The sequence below is a fragment of the Azospirillum largimobile genome, from assembly GCF_977007025.2.
Map to the genome: position 1 here is coordinate 967,365 of NZ_CDRMUA020000001.1, position 17,304 is coordinate 984,668.

The 17,304-nt window shown below is 69.5% G+C and carries 11 protein-coding genes; 4 read left to right on the top strand and 7 right to left on the bottom strand.

Annotated features, from left to right (window positions below):
- Nucleotide 1 precedes the first annotated feature (1 nt).
- A complete protein-coding gene (locus ACWPKK_RS04475; protein WP_452001330.1) occupies nucleotides 2–1,675 on the bottom strand; it encodes an ABC transporter permease in 1,674 nt (557 codons plus the stop codon).
- A 189-nt stretch (nucleotides 1,676–1,864) separates the two neighbouring features.
- Complete coding sequence (gene typA / locus ACWPKK_RS04480; protein WP_452001332.1) at nucleotides 1,865–3,691, bottom strand: translational GTPase TypA; 1,827 nt, start codon at nucleotides 3,689–3,691, stop codon at nucleotides 1,865–1,867.
- Nucleotides 3,692–3,939: 248 nt separating this feature from the next.
- Between typA and ACWPKK_RS04485 the strand changes: the two genes are divergently transcribed.
- Together ACWPKK_RS04485 and ACWPKK_RS04490 are read left to right on the top strand one after the other, a co-directional pair.
- Nucleotides 3,940–5,946 carry an autotransporter assembly complex protein TamA gene (locus tag ACWPKK_RS04485; protein WP_452001333.1) on the top strand — a complete coding sequence of 669 codons (2,007 nt, stop codon included), beginning with the start codon at nucleotides 3,940–3,942 and terminating at the stop codon, nucleotides 5,944–5,946.
- Nucleotides 5,947–6,131: 185 nt separating this feature from the next.
- Nucleotides 6,132–10,487 (top strand): translocation/assembly module TamB domain-containing protein, encoded by a 4,356-nt coding sequence (locus ACWPKK_RS04490; protein ID WP_452001335.1) that lies wholly within the window; start codon nucleotides 6,132–6,134, stop codon nucleotides 10,485–10,487.
- Nucleotides 10,488–10,502: 15 nt separating this feature from the next.
- On the opposite strand, the gene ACWPKK_RS04495 is transcribed toward ACWPKK_RS04490, so the two are convergent.
- The 3 genes from ACWPKK_RS04495 to ACWPKK_RS04505 all read right to left on the bottom strand — a co-directional run bounded on the left by ACWPKK_RS04495 (nucleotide 10,503) and on the right by ACWPKK_RS04505 (nucleotide 13,855).
- The gene (locus tag ACWPKK_RS04495) at nucleotides 10,503–10,919 is read right to left on the bottom strand and encodes a winged helix-turn-helix domain-containing protein (RefSeq protein ID WP_452001337.1); all 417 of its coding nucleotides are present in this window, start codon (nucleotides 10,917–10,919) and stop codon (nucleotides 10,503–10,505) included.
- 16 nt (nucleotides 10,920–10,935) lie between these two features.
- Nucleotides 10,936–12,063, bottom strand: a complete 1,128-nt coding sequence (locus tag ACWPKK_RS04500) for a PLP-dependent cysteine synthase family protein (protein WP_452001339.1) — start codon at nucleotides 12,061–12,063, stop codon at nucleotides 10,936–10,938.
- 103 nt (nucleotides 12,064–12,166) lie between these two features.
- Complete coding sequence (locus ACWPKK_RS04505; RefSeq protein WP_452001341.1) at nucleotides 12,167–13,855, bottom strand: methyl-accepting chemotaxis protein; 1,689 nt, start codon at nucleotides 13,853–13,855, stop codon at nucleotides 12,167–12,169.
- Between the two features lie 228 nt (nucleotides 13,856–14,083).
- Between ACWPKK_RS04505 and ACWPKK_RS04510 the strand changes: the two genes are divergently transcribed.
- Nucleotides 14,084–14,815, top strand: a complete 732-nt coding sequence (locus ACWPKK_RS04510) for a DUF6065 family protein (RefSeq protein WP_452001342.1) — start codon at nucleotides 14,084–14,086, stop codon at nucleotides 14,813–14,815.
- Here the strand turns inward: ACWPKK_RS04510 and gmk are convergent, their stop codons facing one another.
- Together gmk and ACWPKK_RS04520 are read right to left on the bottom strand one after the other, a co-directional pair.
- Entirely contained in the window at nucleotides 14,816–15,463 is a 648-nt protein-coding gene (gmk, locus tag ACWPKK_RS04515; protein ID WP_452001344.1) for a guanylate kinase, read from the bottom strand. It lies immediately after the preceding gene.
- Between the two features lie 22 nt (nucleotides 15,464–15,485).
- Entirely contained in the window at nucleotides 15,486–16,352 is an 867-nt protein-coding gene (locus ACWPKK_RS04520) for a YicC/YloC family endoribonuclease (RefSeq protein ID WP_324871842.1), read from the bottom strand.
- A 142-nt stretch (nucleotides 16,353–16,494) separates the two neighbouring features.
- Between ACWPKK_RS04520 and ACWPKK_RS04525 the strand changes: the two genes are divergently transcribed.
- Entirely contained in the window at nucleotides 16,495–17,304 is an 810-nt protein-coding gene (locus ACWPKK_RS04525; protein ID WP_452001345.1) for an SDR family NAD(P)-dependent oxidoreductase, read from the top strand.

The following is a 17,304-nucleotide window of genomic DNA, read 5'->3' on the forward strand; positions in this document are numbered from 1 at the left end:
GCTACCCGCGATGGCCTGGGCGCGACGAGGCGATGGTGCGGCTCAGATAGATGACGGGGGCGAGGCCGACCAGGACGATCACCAGGGCGGGCAGGGCGGCATCGTCCAGCCGCTCGGTGGAGGCCATGCGGAAGGCCTCGATCGCCAGCGTGTCGAAGTTGAAGGGCCGCAGGATCATCGTCGCCGGCAGCTCCTTGGTGATGTCCACGAACACCAGCATGGCGGCGCTCAGCAGGCTGGGGCGCAGCAGCGGCAGATGGACCCGGCGCAGCACCTGCAGCGGCGTGTGGCCGAGCGAGCGCGCCGCCCCCTCCAGATTGGGGCCGATCTTGGCGAAGCCGGATTCCAGCGGCCCATAGGCAACCACGAAGAAGCGGATCAGATAGCCGTAGAGGATGCCGGCGATGGTGGCGCCGAGGATGGCGCCGACCGGCCAGCCGGTCCAGTCGCGGGTCAGCCCGACGGTGATCAGGATGCCCACCGCGATCACCGTCCCCGGCGTGGCGTAGCCGAGCGAGGCGAGCCGCGCCGCGCCGGTGGCAAGTCCGCTGCGGTCGTGGCGCACGCCATGGATCACCATCAGCGCCACGGCGACCACCAGCGCGGCGCCGCTGGCGCCGAGGATGAAGGTGTTGACCGTCAGGTCGGTGAAGCGGGCGAGCGTCAGCTCAGTGCCGCCGCGCAGGATCATCCGGATCAGCACGGCGCCCGGCAGCAGGAATCCGAACAGCACCGGGGTCAGGCAGACGATCCAGGCCACCACCGTGCCGCGGGCCGACAGGCGCGGGGCGGGCAGGGCGCGATAGCGGCCGGTGGTCTGGTGGAACCGCATCTTCCCGCGCGACAGACGCTCCAGCCCGACCAGCGCCAGCACCACCAGCAGCAGCACCGCGGCCAGCTGAGCCGCCGCGGCCGCGTCGCCCAGCGCGAACCAGGTGCGGTAGATGCCGACGGTGAAGGTGTCGATGCCGAAGTAGCGCACCGCGCCGAAATCGGCCAGCGTCTCCATCAGCGCATAGCCGACGCCGGCAACCAGCGCCGGGCGCGCCAGCGGCAGCGCCACGCGGCGGAAGGCACCGAATTGGGTGCAGCCCAGCGTGCGGCTGGCCTCCAGCACGCAGACGGATTGTTCAAGGAAGGCGGCGCGGGTCAGCACATAGACGTAAGGGTACAGCACCGACGACAGCACCAGCCCGGCGCCCCATGCGGTGTGGATCTCCGGGAACCAGTAGTCGCCGCGGCGCCAGCCGAATGTGGCGCGCAAGAAGGACTGCAGCGGCCCGGCGAATTGCAGGAAGTCGGTGTAGGTGTAGGCCAGCACATAGGCCGGCATGGCAAGCGGCAGGAGCAGCACCCATTGCAGCACCCCGCGTCCGCGGAAGTCGTGCATGGTGACGGTCCAGGCGCAGGCGACGCCGGTCACAAGCGTGACCACGCCGACGATGCCCAGCAGGATCAGGGTGTTGAGAATGTAGCCGGGAAGCACCGTCCGCGCCATGTGCCCCCACAAATCGGTGGAGACGCCGGCCGCCTGGACGAAGACGGCAAGGATCGGCAGGGCGATCAGCAAGGCGAGGATCAGGGCGAACAGCCCGGTCGGACCGACCCGCGACCACAGTCGGCGAGGAGAGAAGGACGGAGAGCCGGAAGACTTCGCGTCGGTCGCCATCGCCATGCGGGGGTGTCCTCGCTGTCGGAAAAGATAGTCGGGGCGATTAAGATATTGCCCCCACCCTAACCCTCCCCCGCTTCGCAGGGGAGGGAACTCCGCCGCTATGCGACAGACTCCCTCCCCCGCCCAGCGGGGGAGGGCCGGGGTGGGGGCAACCGATAAAGAACTCTACCCTAAAAACACCAGCCCCTATCAGCTCGCCTCGGCGGCGCGCTGGTGACGCTTGCGCTCGTTCGGGTCGAGGTAGCGCTTGCGCAGGCGGATGGACTTGGGCGTGACTTCCACCAGCTCGTCGTCGGAGATGTAGGACAGCGCCTTTTCCAGGGTCATCTGGATCGGCGGGGTCAGGCGAACGGCCTCGTCCTTGCTGGTGGTGCGGATGTTCGTCAGCTGCTTGCCCTTGATGACATTGACCTCGAGGTCGTTGCCGCGGGTGTGCTCGCCGATGATCATGCCCTGATAGACCGGAACGCCCGGATCGATCAGCATCGGGCCGCGATCCTCCAGGTTCCACAGCGCGTACGCCACCGCGGTGCCATCGCTGTTGGAGATCAGGACGCCGGTGCGGCGGGCCGCGATGGCGCCCTTGAACGGAGCGTAGCCGTGGAACAGGCGGTTCATGATGCCGGTGCCACGGGTGTCGGTCAGGAACTCGCCCTGGTAGCCGATCAGGCCGCGCGACGGGGCGTGGAAGACGATGCGGGTCTTGTTGCCGCCGCTGGGACGCATCTCGATGAGGTCGGCCTTGCGCTCCGACATCTTCTGGACGACGGTGCCCGAGAACTCCTCGTCGACGTCGACGACGACTTCCTCGATCGGCTCCAGGCGCTGGCCGTTCAGCGGGTCGGTCTTGAACAGCACGCGCGGACGGCTGATCGCCAGCTCATACCCCTCGCGGCGCATGGTCTCGATCAGGATGCCCAGCTGCAGTTCGCCGCGGCCGGCCACCTCGAAGGCGTCGCCGCCCTCGGTATCGGAGATGCGCAGCGCCACGTTGCCTTCCGCCTCGCGGAACAGGCGGTCGCGGATCATGCGGCTGGTGACCTTGTCGCCCTCGCGGCCGGCCAGCGGGCTGTCGTTGACCGAGAAGGTCATCGCCAGGGTCGGCGGGTCGATCGGCTGGGCGTGGATCGCCTCGGCCACTTCCGGGGCGCAGATGGTGTCGGCCACGGTGGTGTTGGTCAGGCCGGCCAGCGCGACGATGTCGCCGGCATGCGCCTCGTCCACCGGAACGCGCTCCAGGCCGCGGAAGGCCAGCACCTTGCTGATGCGGGCGTTCTCGACCAGCTTGCCGTCGCGGCTCAGCGACTTGACGGCCATGTTGACCTTGACCGAACCGGTCAGGATGCGGCCGGTCAGGATGCGGCCCAGATAGGGGTTCGCTTCCAGCGTGGTCGCCAGCATGCTGAAGGGCAGGTCTTCCTCGACCTTCGGGGCAGGGACGTGGTCGCGGATCAGCTCGAACAGCGGGGTCAGCGTCTCGCGGGCGCCGTTCTCCAGGTCCGTGGTCGCCCAGCCGTTGCGGCCCGAGGCGAACAGGGTCGGGAAGTCCAGCTGATCGTTCGAGGCGTCGAGCGAGGCGAACAGGTCGAACACCTCGTCATGCACCTCGTGCGGACGGCCGTCGGGACGGTCCACCTTGTTGATGACGACGATCGGGCGCAGGCCCAGCTTCAGCGCCTTGCCCAGCACGAACTTGGTCTGCGGCAGCGGGCCTTCGGCCGCGTCGCAGAGCAGGACGACGCCGTCGACCATGGAGAGGATGCGCTCCACCTCGCCGCCGAAATCGGCGTGGCCCGGGGTGTCGACGATGTTGATGCGCAGGTCGTTCCACAGGACCGACGTGCACTTGGCCAGGATGGTGATGCCGCGCTCGCGCTCCAGGTCGTTGGAGTCCATGGCGCGTTCGGCCACCTGCTGGTTCTCGCGGAACGAGCCGGCCTGCTTGAGAAGTTGGTCGACCAGCGTGGTCTTGCCGTGGTCGACGTGGGCGATGATGGCGACGTTACGGAGATTCATGGAGCCTTCGGTCTCGCAATGGCACCCCCGACACGCAGCAGCGTCATGCCACAAACAACAAAAAGGCCCGACGAAGATTAATCCGTGGGCGCTGTCGGGGAAACTGTTGCGGCGCAATATATGGATCTGCGGCTAAAACGCAAGTCCCGTGCCCTTTGGTCTAACGCGAATTTCCGGGATGGAGCCATGCGTGCTCGCAGCCTACATTGTGGGCGATGATCCGCTTCGCTTCTGCTTCCCGCCGCAGGATGGCCGCCGCAACCAGGTTTGCAGCCACGCCCTTCAAGGCCCCCATCGCCGTTCCGCTGGTTGCCGCCCTGCTGCTGCTGGGGCCGTCCGGCGCCGGCCGCGCCCAGGATTCGCCGGCCGACGGCATTCCCGGTGCCGTCCCCGCCAATCCTCCCGCCAATCCTCCAGACGGCGCCCAGCCCGATGCTCCGGCGGAGGAAGAGGTGCGGCCGGCCGGCATCCGCTATGACGTCGAGATCACCGGTGTCGAGGATGACGGCCTGCGCGGCACGCTGAACGACGCCTCGACGCTGGTGGAGTTGAAGGGGGATACGCCGCCTTCGCTGATCGGGCTGGAGCGGCGGGCGGACAGCGACCGCGACCGGCTGCAGACGGCGCTGCGCTCCGCCGGCTACTACGACGCTCGGCTGGACATCCGCATCGAGGATCCGGCGGCCACCGGCAACTTGCCTGCGGGTGGGGAAGCTCCGCCGGTCAAGGTGACGGTCGCAGTGACGCCGGGTCCGCTCTACCACTTCAAGACGGTGACGGTGCGCGGCGCCGCCAACTCAACAGGCGGCTCCACCTTGCCCGGGGAAGTCGCGACCGACGACCTCGGCCTCGCCGCCGGGGCGCCGGCGGTGGCGCAGCGGGTGCTGGATGCCGAATCGGAACTGATCGGCCGGCTGGCAAAGCGCGGCTATGCCTTCGCCAAGGCGTCCGACCGCGAGGTGGTGGTCGATCATTCCGACCGCACGATGGACGTCACCTATACCGTCGATGCCGGCCCGCTGACCCGGTACGGCGCCACCCGCATCGAAGGGCTGGAGAAGGTCGACGAGGATCTGGTGCGCGGGCGGCTGGCCTGGAAGGAGGGGCAGGTCTACGACCCCGGCGCCACCGACCGGGCACGCCAGGACATCGCAGCATTGCAGGTCTTCGACACCGTCCGCGTGCGGATGGCGGACGAGCCGGGGCCGGACGGCGTGACGCCGGTGATCGTCTCGGTGGGCGAGCGCAAGCGCCGCTTCATCGGCGGCGGCGTCACCTTCTCGACCGAGGACGGGCTGGGCACCAACGCCTATTGGGGCCACCGCAACCTGTTCGGCGGGGCGGAGCAGCTGCGCCTCGGCGTCGATGTCGGGCGAGTCGCCGGATCCTCCGGCGGCACCTCCAGCAAGGGCAACGACCTGCCTGACCTGCGCTTCAGCGTCAATTTCCGCAAGCCCGACTTCCTGGCGGTGAAGCAGTCGCTGGTGGTCAATTTCGCCGTGGTCAACGACCAGCCGCCGGCCTACAGCCGTGTCGCGTCGGAACTGACGGTCAAGCTCGAACGGCCGCTGACCGACCAGCTGACCATCAGCTACGGCGTGACCGGCGAACGCGGCCGGGTGAAGACGGAGGACACCACCTACCAGACCGCCTTCATCGGCGTGCCGCTGGGCGCTGCCTGGAACGGCACCGACAACCTGCTGAACCCGACCTCCGGCCAGCGGGCCTCGCTGCAGGTGACGCCGTGGTTCCCGGTGGGCGGCGACACCAAGTCGCCCTTCACCTCGATCCTGCTGAACGGCTCCACCTATTACGATCTCGGCAATGACGGGCGCTATGTCGCCGCGGCGCGGATCGGGCTGGGCAGCATCCTGGGCACCTCGCTGACCGACATCCCGCCGGACCACCGCTTCTATGCCGGCGGCGGCGGGTCGGTGCGCGGCTACGGCTTCCAGAAGGCGGGGCCGCGCGACCGTTATGACGATCCCGTCGGCGGACGGTCGCTGTTCGAGATCGGGGCGGAGTTGCGCATCAAGGTGACGGAGAGCATCGGCGTCGTGCCCTTCGTCGATGCCGGCACGGTCTATGATTCGGCCTATCCCGACTTCAGCGAACCGCTGCGCGTCGGCGCCGGCCTCGGCCTGCGCTACTACACCGACTTCGGTCCGTTGCGCGTCGATGTCGGCGTTCCCTTCAATCCCGCGAGCGGCGACTCGCGCTGGCAGCTGTATCTCAGCCTGGGGCAGGCGTTCTAAATCTCCCTCTCCCGGGGCTCTCAGCGGATCTTCGATCCGCCTGACGCCGTCAGCACAAACAAAGTTTGTGCGAGAGGCGGGAGAGGGCATGAAGCGGATGGCGCAATTTCGTCCCAATCCTTGGGGACGATGAGCGCTTATTGCGGTTGAGACAAAGGTGGTCCTCCGCAGGAGGTCTGCCGGGGGTGGTCGTGCTGGTGAAAGGGCGTGGTGTGACGGCGGTTCGCATTTTTCTGGTCGGTCTGACGATCCTGGCCGGCCTGCTGGCCGGTCCGCAGCCCGCAAGGGCCTTCTCACTGTTCGGCGATTCGGCGAGGGAATGGCTGACGGAGAAGATCGAAGGCGCGGTCGAATCGCCGGACATGCATCTGAAGCTCGGCACCATCGAGGGCAGCATCCCCACCGACTTCACCATCACGACCGTCACGCTGGCCGACAGCCAGGGCGTCTGGCTGACCATCGACCGGCTCCGTGTGGTGATGTCGCCGTCCGCCCTGTTCCTGCGCAGCGCCAAGATCGATTCGCTGGAAGCGGCCTCCGTCGTCGTCACCCGCGCGCCCATCAGCACCCAGCCCGCCGCACCGTCCGATCCCAACGCCCCGCTGCTGCCCAGCCTGCCGGTCGACATCGACCTCGACAAGCTGGTGGTGGAGCGGCTGGAGTTGGGACCGGCCCTGCTCGGCGAGCCGGCGGTGCTGCGCATCACCGGGGCGGCGGAACTGGCGCACAGCGGCGGGGCGCTGGACACCACCCTGTCGGTGGCGCGCATCGACGACAAGCCCGGCAAAGCCGATATCGCCGCCGCCTACAAGCCGGACGAGAACACGCTGGCCCTCTCGGTCGATGCGTCGGAACCGGCCGGCGGCGTCATGGCCCGCGCCCTGTCCACCCCCGGCGTGCCACCGGTGCAGGTGACGCTGAAGGGCGACGGCACGCTGGACGACTGGGCCGGCAAGCTGGCCGCCGTGTCCGGCGAGGCCGCAGCCCCCGTCGGCACATTGAACGCCGACGCCACCATCAAGAAGGTGCCGGAGGGCCATGCCCTGACGCTGGCGGCCGGCGGCAACTTCGCCCCCCTGATCGCCGGGCTGGCGGGGGAAACGGTGACCCCGCTGATCGGTCCCACCCCGACGCTGAACGCCAGCGTGCTGCGGGCGCCGAGCGGTGCCATCACCGTCCGTCCGCTGGCGCTGACCGTCGCCGCCGCGACCGCCACGGTGAACGGCGACATCGCGTCCGACTACAACAGCCTGAACCTGCGCTGGACCCTGCAGGCCGGCCCGGAGTCCACCCTGCATCCGCTGGTCCCGCTGTCCTGGAGCGAGGGCGTGGTGGAGGGCTCGGCCGAGGGCGCACTGAACGCGCTGAACGTCGCGGTGAACGCCACGCTACGCGACCTCGCCGCCGATGATCCGGCTCTGTCCCGCCTGACCGGGCCGGAGACGTCGCTCGCCGCCCGCGCGCGGATCGACGTCGGCAGCGGACAGGTCGGCCTGGAAACGCTGGCGCTGAATGCCGCCGCCGCGCGGGCGGAGGCGAAGGGGACCATCGGCGGCTGGGGCCAGACCGCCGACCTGACGCTGTCCGCCGGCGCCGACGACCTCGCCCCGCTGTCGGACCTCGCCGGCCGTCCACTGGCGGGGGCGGTCGCTCTCTCCGGTCCGGTGCGGCGCGGTGCCGACGGCGTGCTCACCACCGAATTGACCGGCAGCCTCGACCGTCTCGCCACCGGCACGCCGGCCGACGCGGTGCTGGGCGACAAGGCGACGCTGGCGCTGGCGGCGCGGATGGAGCCGGACGGCGCCATGCGCCTGACCGACCTGACGATCGACGGCCGCAACGGCAAGCTGACCGGCAATGCCGCGCTGGCGAACAACCAGGTCGATGCCCGCACCACCCTGACGGTGGCGAAGCTGGAGCCGCTGGGCGGCGCGCTCGGCACCCCAATGGAGGGATCGGCGACGCTGGAGGCCACCGCCCGCGGTCCGCTCGACGCCATCGAGGCGCAGGCGAAGCTGAACGCCCGCGACCTCGTGGTCCAGGGCCGCCGTCTGGGCGCCACCGACGTGCAGGCCACGGCATCCGGCCTGCCGGCGACGCCGAACGGCACGGTGTCGGCCCGCACCAACCTGGACAAGACGCCGCTGGCGCTCGACGGGCGCTATGCGCTGCGCGAGCAGACGCTGCGGCTGGATGCGCTGACCATCGCCAACGGGGCGAACCGCATCACCGGTCAGGCCCAGGTGGCGCTCGACACCCTGCTCGTCACCGGACGGCTGGAAGGTGCGCTGCCCAACCTGAACGGCCTGTCGGAACTGGCCGGCATGCCGCTCGGCGGCGGGGCGACCTTCGCGCTGGCGCTTGACGGCAAGGGCGGCAAGCAGGCGGCCAACCTGACTGCCGACGCCACCAACCTGCGGGTGGAGGGCCAAGGGGAGAATTCTGGCGGACCGCTGCTGACCGCCCGCCGCCTGACCGCACGGGCCGATGTCGCCGACGCGCTCGGCACTCCCAGCGGCAAGGCGCGGGTGGAGATGACCGACGGAAACGCCGCCGGAAACGACCTGCGCAGCGTCATCGCCTCGGTCGACGGCTCGCTGGCCAAGGCCTCCTTCCAGGCCAACGCCGCGGGTGCGGGGGCCCAGCCGGTCGCCCTTGATCTCGCCGGCAATCTGACGCGGGAGGGGGAGGCGACCCGCATCCGGCTCGACCGCCTGCAGGCGCGCTATGCCGGGGAGGAGCTGCGGATGACCGCCCCCGCCACCATCCTGCTGGCCGAACGGCGGTACGAGGTTAAGGAACTGCGGCTGTCGTCGGGCAATGCCCGTCTGGCCGCCGACCTTGGCCTGAACGGCGACCGGCTGAGCGGCGAGTTGACGATCGACCGGCTGCCGCTCGCCCTGGCGAAGCTCGCCAGCCCGACGCTGCGGCTGGACGGCGTCGCCAACGCGCGCGCCTCGCTGGGCGGAACGCTGCGCAGCCCGCGGGCCGACGCCACCCTGCGCGTCAGCGGGCTGAAGGCGCAGCAGACGACGCAGGCCGGCCTGCCGGGCATCGACGCCAATGTGGACGCGCAGTGGCGCGACCGCCGGCTGTCGATGACCGGCCGCATCGCCATGCCGAAGAATGCCGGCACCCTGACCGCCAACGCCGCCGTGCCGCTGGTGATGGACCCCGACAGCTATGCCGTCAGCCTGCCTCCGAACGGCGCGCTGGAGGCGGCGGTCAACGGCACGCTGGACCTGTCGTTGGCGAACGACCTTCTGGCGTCGTCGGGCGACCGGGCGCGCGGGTCGCTGCAGCTCGACGTGCGGGCCGGCGGCACGGTGGAGAAGCCGTCGCTCGGCGGCTCCGTCGTGCTGGCGAACGGGCGCTACGAGAACCGGGCGTCGGGTGCCGTCATCACCAACATCCAGGCGCGTCTGGTCGGCGACGGCGACGTCTTCACCATCCAGGGCTTCCAGGGCCGGACCCGCAACGGCGGCGCCATCAGCGCCAGCGGCGTCATCCGCCCGGCGGCTCCGGCCGACCGGCAGCTCGACATCGCGCTGAAGGCCGACAACGCCCGCTTGGTCGAGATCGACATCGCGACGGCGGAGATCGGGGCGAACCTGACGCTGACAGGCGGCTTCGCCAATGCGCGGCTGGCCGGACCGGTCGATATCCGCCGTGCCGAGATTCAAATCCCCGACCGCATGCCGGCCAGCGTCGTCGATCTGAAGGTGTCGGAGGTCGGCAAGGGCCGCGCCCGCGGCACCACCCAGGTCTCGACATCCGGCGGCACCCGGCGCATCCCGCAGCCGGAGGAGGCGCCGCCCGCGGCAACGCCCTTCGTGCTGGCGCTGGACATGACGGTGAACGCGCCCAACCAGATCTTTGTGCGCGGTCGCGGGCTAGATGCGGAACTCGGCGGCAACCTGCGGGTCGGCGGAACCGCGGCGGCGCCCGAGCTGACCGGCCGCTTCACCATCCTGAAGGGCAGCCTGAACCTGCTCGCCCGCAATTTCGAGTTCAAGCGCGGCATCTTCGACTTCGACGGCGGTCTCGATCCCCGGCTCGACCTGCTGGCCGAAGCGACGGCCAACGGCATCACCGCGCAGGTGGTGGTCAGCGGCACCCCCCGCCAGCCCAAGATCGAACTGACCTCGCCCCAGGGGCTGCCCCAGGACGAGGTGCTGGCCGGCGTGCTGTTCGGCAAGTCGGTCGGCGACCTGAGCGCGGCGGAGGCGGTGCAGCTTGCCCAGTCGGCGGCGGCGCTGGCCGGCGTCGGCGGCGGGGGCGGCGGCATCCTGGACCGCGTGCGCCGCAGCATCGGCGTCGACCGGCTGGACTTCACCCAGGGCGAGAATGGCAAGGGCGGTGCGGTGCAGGCGGGACGCTATGTCAGCGACCGCGTCTATGTCGGCGTCGAGCAGGGCATCGGCGCCAACCAGAGCCGGGCGAAGGTCGAAGTCGACATCACCAAGAACCTGAAGGGAACCGCCTCGGTCGGCGCCAATTCCGACACGCAGTTCGGGCTGGTCTATGAGAAGGACTACTGAGGGAGGGGGCGGCCGTCACTCCGCCCCGCATCCCGGCTTCAGTCCCGGATCGTTGGCGAAGCTGCCATCATCGGCCTGCTTGTCCGCTCCGTAATCCGGGTTGATCCCGGCCGCCAGTGCCGCCAGCCGGTGGGCGGTCGCCACGCGGGCTTCGCGTTCGACGGCGCGGTAATGGTCGATGACCTCTGCGCCAAACGCAGTCAGCACGGTCCCGCCGCCATGCTTCCCGCCCACCGCCGCGCTGACCACCGGTTCGCGGAAGATGCGGTTGAGGTCGTCCACCAGCAGCCAGGCCCGGCGGTAGGACATGCCCAGCGCCCGCCCGGCGGCGGAGATCGAGCCGGTCTCACGGATCCGTTCCAGCAGCGCGATCTTGCCGGGGCCGATCGAACCGCCGCTGTCGAAATCGATGCGGATCCGCATGCGCGTCATCGCCGCGATCCTCCCGTCACCGCTCGGCGGCCTCTAGCCCGTCGCCGCTCCAGGCGCCGGTGCGGAAGAAGCCGTCGATCCGCTCGCACCACGGGGCGATGTCCAGCCCGGCCGAGGCCAGCCAGTCGCGGTTGAAGTAGGTGCCCATATAGCGGTCGCCGGGGTCGCAGATCAGGGTGGCGACGCTGCCCTGCCGGCCGTCCCGCATCATTCCCGCGATCAGGTCGATGGACCCCACCAGATTGGTGCCGGTGGAACCGCCGCAGGCGCGGCCGAGCCGGTCGCGCAGCACCCACACCGCGGCGATGCTGGCGGCGTCGGGCACGCGGATCATGCGGTCGATCACCGTCGGCTGGAAGGACGGCTCGACCGTCGGCCGTCCGATGCCTTCGATGCCCGACCCACGGCCGACATCGGCCTGCGGGTTGTCGTCACGGAAGCCCTCGAAGAAGGCCGAATGTTCGGGGTCGGCGACGCAGATGCGGGTCGGCAGCCGGCGGTAGCGGACATAGCGCCCGAAGGTGGCGGAGGTGCCGCCGGTGCCGGCGCCGCAGACGATCCAGTCCGGCACCGGATGGGGCTCCTGCGCCAGCTGTTCGAAGATCGACTGGGCGATGTTGTTGTTGCCGCGCCAGTCGGTGGCGCGCTCGGCATAGGTGAACTGGTCCATGAAATGGCCGTTGCAGGCCTGGGCCAGCCGCTGCGCCTCGGAACAGACCTCCGACGCGCGCTCCACCATGTGGCAGCGGCCGCCGTAGAACTCGATCTGCGCGATCTTGGCCGGGGAGGTGTTGCGCGGCACCACGGCGACGAAGGGCAGGTCGAGCAGCTGGGCGAAATAGGCTTCCGACACGGCGGTGGAGCCCGACGAAGCCTCGATCACCGTTGTGCCCTCGCGCACCCAGCCGTTGCAGATCGCATAGAGGAACAGCGACCGCGCCAGCCGGTGCTTCAGGCTGCCCGTCGGGTGGGTCGATTCATCCTTCAGGTACAGCGTGATCCCCGGCGCCGACGGGATCGGCAGCCGCAGCAGATGGGTGTCGGCGGACCGGTTCACGTCCGCCTCGATGCGCCGCAGCGCCTCGTCGAGCCAGCCGCGCCGGGCGGCGGTGGAATGGGAGGCGGCGGGGGTGGGGGAGGTCATGAGGTCCCGTGTGCAAGCGCTTCGCAGGACTCAATCCATAGCGCGGATTGTTGCGGATTGCATCCGGCGCGCGCCTCCCCCCGGACGCGCGCCTTCCGGCCGATCAGCCCTGACGGATGCGGGCGACGAAGGCCGAGACCTCGTTCAGCATGCGGTCGGCCCGCTCACCCACCGCACGGGCGGCGGCGGCCACCTCGGTGGAGGCCTGACCGGTGGCGGTGGCGTGGCTGCAGACGAGGTTCAGGCTGTCGGACACCGAGCTGACGCCCTGCGCCGCCTCGTTGACGTTCTGGCTGATGTCGCGGGTGGCGGCACCCTGCTCCTCGATGGCGGCGGAGATGCTGGACGCGACGTTGTTCACCGTCTCGATGGCGCCGCCGACCCCGCGCATGGCCTCCACCACCGACGAGGTGGCGTCGGTCATGGCGGCGATCTGCGCCTGCACGTCGTCGGTTGCCTTGGCCGTCTGGTTGGCGAGATTCTTCACTTCGCTGGCGACGACGGCGAAACCCTTGCCGGCCTCGCCGGCGCGCGCCGCCTCGATGGTCGCGTTCAGCGCCAGCAGGTTGGTCTGCTCGGCGATGGAGCGGATCAGGTCCACCACCTCCACCGTGCGCCGGGCGACGCCGTCCAGCTGTTCGATCAGTGCGTAGGTGCGGCGGACGTCCTCCACCGCGCGGGCGGAGCCGGTGGTGGATTCGGCGATCTGCTGGGCGATCTCGCGGATCGACGCGGCAAGTTCCTCGGTCGCGCCGGCCACCGCCTGGACGTTGCCCGAGGTGGTTTCCGCCGCGCGGGCAGCGCCGTCCATCAGGCGGGTGGTCTGCTCCGCCCCGCTGCTCATCGCACCGGAGGTGTGGGTCAGCTGGCCGGCCGATTCGGCGACCGAACGGACCAAACCGCCGACCGTGCTTTCGAACTCGTCGGCGAGGCGGGACATGGTGGCGCGACGGGCCTGTTCGGCCTCCTGCTCCAGGGCCGTGTGGCGGCGGCGCAGTTCCTCCGCCTCGACGGCGCTGAGCCGCAGCGTCTCGACCGAGCGGGCGAGCGCGCCCACCTCGTCGCGGCGTTCCGTTCCGCCGACCTGCGTGGCGAGATCGCCCTTGGCGATGCGGCCGGTCGCGGTGCTGATGCCGTCCAGCCCCTTGGAGATGCGCGACACCAGACGGAAGCCGAACAGCCCGAGCAGGACCGACGCGACCAGCGTGACCACCAGCGTTTCCAGCAGCGTGCGGCGGAAGGCGGCATCCACGTCGTCGATGTAGACGCCGGTGCCGATCATCCAGCCCCAGGGCTCGTAGATCGCGGCGAAGGCGAGCTTCGGCACCGGTTCGCCGCCGCTGGCCTTGGGGAAGTTGTAGATCAGGAAGCCGTCATTGGACTTCGCCGAATCAATCAGCCCGCGGATCACCAGGACACCGTTGCTGTCCTTGAAATCGGCCAGCTTGCGGGTGCCTTCCAGATCGGCGCGCACGCCGTGGAAGACGTTGGTCCCGTCGAACTCGTAACCGAACATGTACTCGCTGCCGAAGAAGCGCAGCGCGCGCAGGGCGGCCTTGGCCTGTGTCTGCGCCTCTTCGCGGCTGAACTCGCCCTTGGCGGCGCGGGCATCGTAGGACTTGATGATCGACAACGAGGTCTGCACCACCGCCTGAATCGAGTTGCGGTATCCCTCCACCATGGTCTCGCGCTTGGACGTCGCGGACCAGATGCCGGCCACCAGGATGGTGACGAGGAACAGCCCCAGAAGGATCAGGAGCTTCGCCTTGATGCTGTGAAGTTTGTCGATCATCGCCTTGTTCCACCCCAAACGCGCGACTCCGCCGCCGGAACGCTCCGGCGCATCGCGACCCGCTTACATGATCAGTCCCTAATGGAATGCGCCACTCATACTGGAGTATCGGGCGTTGACGCAATCCCTAACGGAGGCATAGGGATAATCCCGATGGACACGTAACCGGTTGTGATCTTCGCGATCCGCCGGGTACCTTGGGCCGGAAATCTGGCAGGATGCGGCACTATGACACTGATCGCCTATCCGCTGTCGGGGGCCATGCCCGACATCCGCCCGGCGCGCCCGACGCGCGACTGGATCGACGCACTGCCGGAGCAATACGGCTACCGCTGCCTGCCGCTGAACATCGCCAGCATGCACGGGTGGGAGGTCTGTTGCCCGGTGCGGGTGACGGCGGTCTGGGATGGCGGCACCGGGCTGGATGCCATCGCCGTCACGGCCGAGGAACCGCACCCGCTGCTGCCGGCCAGCCATTTCGGCAGCGGCGTGCTGACCTTCCATGTCGCGGCCCTGTTCCGGACGCCGCCGGGCGTGAACCTGATGGTGACCGGGCCGCTGAACCACCCGAAGCACGGGATCCTCGGCCTGTCGGGCATCATCGAGACCGACTGGTCGCCCTATCCCTTCACCATGAACTGGAAATTCACCGCGCCCGGCGTGCCGGTGACCTGGGAGAAGGGTGAACCCTTCGCCCATCTGATGCCGATCCAGCGCGGGCTGGTGGAAAGCCTGGAACCGGAGGTCCGCGATCTCGACAGCGATCCGGAAACCGCGGCGCAATACCGCGCGTGGGCAGCCTCGCGCAGCCAATTCAACACCGACCTGCAAACCCCCGGCAGCACGGCGGCGCAGGAACGCTGGCAGAAGGGCTATTACCGCGGCAAGCGGCCGGACGGCAGCGACGGCGCGCCCGACCATGAAATCAAGGTGCGGGCGAAGCCGTTTCCTATCAAATAATTACAGAGTGTCCTGGATGCTGCGCACGAATTCCGGCAGGCCGACCTGACGGCGGCGGCGCAGCCGTTCGGCGCGCAGGATCGACAAGACCGCGGCGATGCTTTCGTCCACATCGTGGTTGACGATGACGTAGTCGTATTCCGGCCAGTGGCTGATCTCGTTGGACGCCTTGGCCATGCGGTTGGCGATGACCTCTTCCGAGTCCTGACCGCGGCCGCGCAGGCGGCGCTCCAGTTCACTGACCGTCGGCGGCAGGACGAAGACGCTGACCAGATCGTCGCGGGCGTTCTGCGCCAGCTGCTGCGCGCCCTGCCAGTCGATGGCGAACAGCACGTCGCGGCCGGCGGCCAGCGCATCCTCCACCGCCACGCGCGGCGTGCCATAGCAATTGCCGAAGACGCGGGCATGCTCCAGCAGGTCGCCGGTCTCGGCCATGCGGTCGAAACGCTGCTGGTCGATGAAGTAATAATCCAGCCCCTCGGCCTCGCCGGGACGCATCGCCCGCGTGGTCACCGAGACCGACATGGTGATGCCGGCATCGCGCTCCAGCAGGCCGCGGGCGATGGTCGTCTTGCCGGCGCCCGAGGGGGAGGACAGCACCAGCATCAGGCCGCGCCGGTGGATCAGGGGGGTGTTGGTCGCAGCCATGGCGTTCACTCGGTGGTGGTGATCATTCGATGTTCTGGACCTGCTCGCGAAGCTGCTCGATCGAGGCTTTCAGCGACAGGCCGATGCGGGTCAGTTCGACGTCCGCCGACTTGGAACACAGCGTGTTGGCCTCGCGGTTGAACTCCTGGCACAGGAAGTCGTACCGGCGGCCGATGGCCCCGCCCTCCGCCATCAGGTCGCGCGCCGCCTGGATGTGGGCGCGCAGGCGGTCCAGCTCTTCCCGCACGTCGGCCTTGCCGATCAGGATGGCGGCCTCCTGGGCCAGGCGGTCCTCCGACAGGGCCGGGAAGGAGCCGAGAATGGCGGCGACCTGTGCGCGCAGCTTCTCGCGCAGCGCTTCCGGCTGGGTGGAGGCGCAGGCCGAGGCCGCATCGACCAGACGGGCGATCTCATCCAGATGGCCGTTCAGCACCTCGGCGATGCGGGCACCCTCGGCGAGCCGGTTGTCCACCAGCTGGCCGATCAGCTTGGCGAGGTCGGCCTTCAGCGCCGATTCGACGCGCTCGCGTGATTCGGTCTCGTCCTCTTCCACCGGCTCGATGATGCCGCGGACGGCCAGCAGCGAATCCAGCCGCGGCGGAGCGGCGCCGGCTCCCTCGATCTCGCGGGCGAGTTCCAGCACCTGGGCCAGAAGCTCCCGGTTGATGCGGAGCTGCGACACCGCCTGGGCGCGGTTGACGGTCAGCGTCAGGTTGACGTTGCCGCGGGCAAGCCGCTTCGGCAGCTCGGCGCGGGCCACGGCCTCGATGCTGTCGAAGCCCGACGGAAGGCGGCAACGCAGGTCCAGGCTGCGGCCATTGACGCTCTTGGCTTCGAAGGTCCAGGAATAGCCGTCGCCGTGCCCGTCGACGCGTGCGAAACCGGTCATGCTGGCAATGACGGGGCGATGGGCGGGCAAAGGCGGCCTCACTTGAAAAGCGGTGTCGGTTGGTGTCGTGCTTATAAACTCGACGTCACCCCACAACAAGCTCCGGCGCCGGATTTGGACCGACGAGCAGGGCGGAGATTTCATGAAGCAGCCGCGATCCACCTCCCGTTTCGCCCCCCGGTCCGCCCCCCGGTCCGCCCCCAGGTCCATCGTCATCACCGGCGCGTCGAGCGGAATCGGCGAGGCCCTGGCGCTGCTTTATGCCGCCACTGGCGTCGCCCTGGCACTGACCGGCCGCGACTCCGCAAGGCTGGAGGCGGTGGCGCAGCGCTGCCGCACCGCCGGGGCCCGGGTGGACACGGCGGTGATCGACGTGGCGGACCGGGCGGCGATGGCAGAGTGGTTGGCGCGGGTCGATGCCGCCGAGCCGGTCGACCTGCTGATCGCCAATGCCGGGATGTCGGCCGGCACCGGCGATGGCGGCGAGACGGAGGAACAGGCCCGGCGCATCCTGGCGGTCAACATCGACGGTGTTCTGAACAGCATCCATCCGCTGCTTCCGGCGATGCGGGCGCGGCGGCGCGGGCAAATCGCCGTGATGGCGTCGCTGGCCGGATTCCGCGGCCTTCCCGGCGCGCCGGCCTATTGCGCCAGCAAGGCGATGGTGCGGGTCTATGGCGAGGCGTTGCGCGGCGATTTGGCCGGGGAGGGGATCGGCGTCTCGGTCATCTGCCCCGGCTTCGTCAAGAGCCGCATGACCGCGGTGAACCGTTTCCCCATGCCATTCCTGATGGAGACGGAGGCCGCCGCCCGCGTCATCCGCCGAGGGTTGGAGCGCAATGCGGCGCGCATCGCCTTCCCCTGGCCGATGATGGCCGCGGTGTGGCTGCTGGCGCTGCTGCCGCCGTCCTGGACCGACGGGCTGTTGCGTCAGGCCCCGCGCAAGCCTTGA

Coding starts and splice junctions, on each gene's coding strand:
- ACWPKK_RS04510 (WP_452001342.1), top strand. CDS start 14,084: ATGACACTGATCGCCTATCCGCTGTCGGGGGCCATGCCCGACATCCGC.
- gmk (WP_452001344.1), bottom strand. CDS start 15,463: ATGGCTGCGACCAACACCCCCCTGATCCACCGGCGCGGCCTGATGCTG.
- ACWPKK_RS04520 (WP_324871842.1), bottom strand. CDS start 16,352: ATGACCGGTTTCGCACGCGTCGACGGGCACGGCGACGGCTATTCCTGG.
- ACWPKK_RS04505 (WP_452001341.1), bottom strand. CDS start 13,855: ATGATCGACAAACTTCACAGCATCAAGGCGAAGCTCCTGATCCTTCTG.
- ACWPKK_RS04500 (WP_452001339.1), bottom strand. CDS start 12,063: ATGACCTCCCCCACCCCCGCCGCCTCCCATTCCACCGCCGCCCGGCGC.
- typA (WP_452001332.1), bottom strand. CDS start 3,691: ATGAATCTCCGTAACGTCGCCATCATCGCCCACGTCGACCACGGCAAG.
- ACWPKK_RS04475 (WP_452001330.1), bottom strand. CDS start 1,675: ATGGCGATGGCGACCGACGCGAAGTCTTCCGGCTCTCCGTCCTTCTCT.
- ACWPKK_RS04495 (WP_452001337.1), bottom strand. CDS start 10,919: ATGACGCGCATGCGGATCCGCATCGATTTCGACAGCGGCGGTTCGATC.
- ACWPKK_RS04525 (WP_452001345.1), top strand. CDS start 16,495: ATGAAGCAGCCGCGATCCACCTCCCGTTTCGCCCCCCGGTCCGCCCCC.
- ACWPKK_RS04485 (WP_452001333.1), top strand. CDS start 3,940: ATGGCCGCCGCAACCAGGTTTGCAGCCACGCCCTTCAAGGCCCCCATC.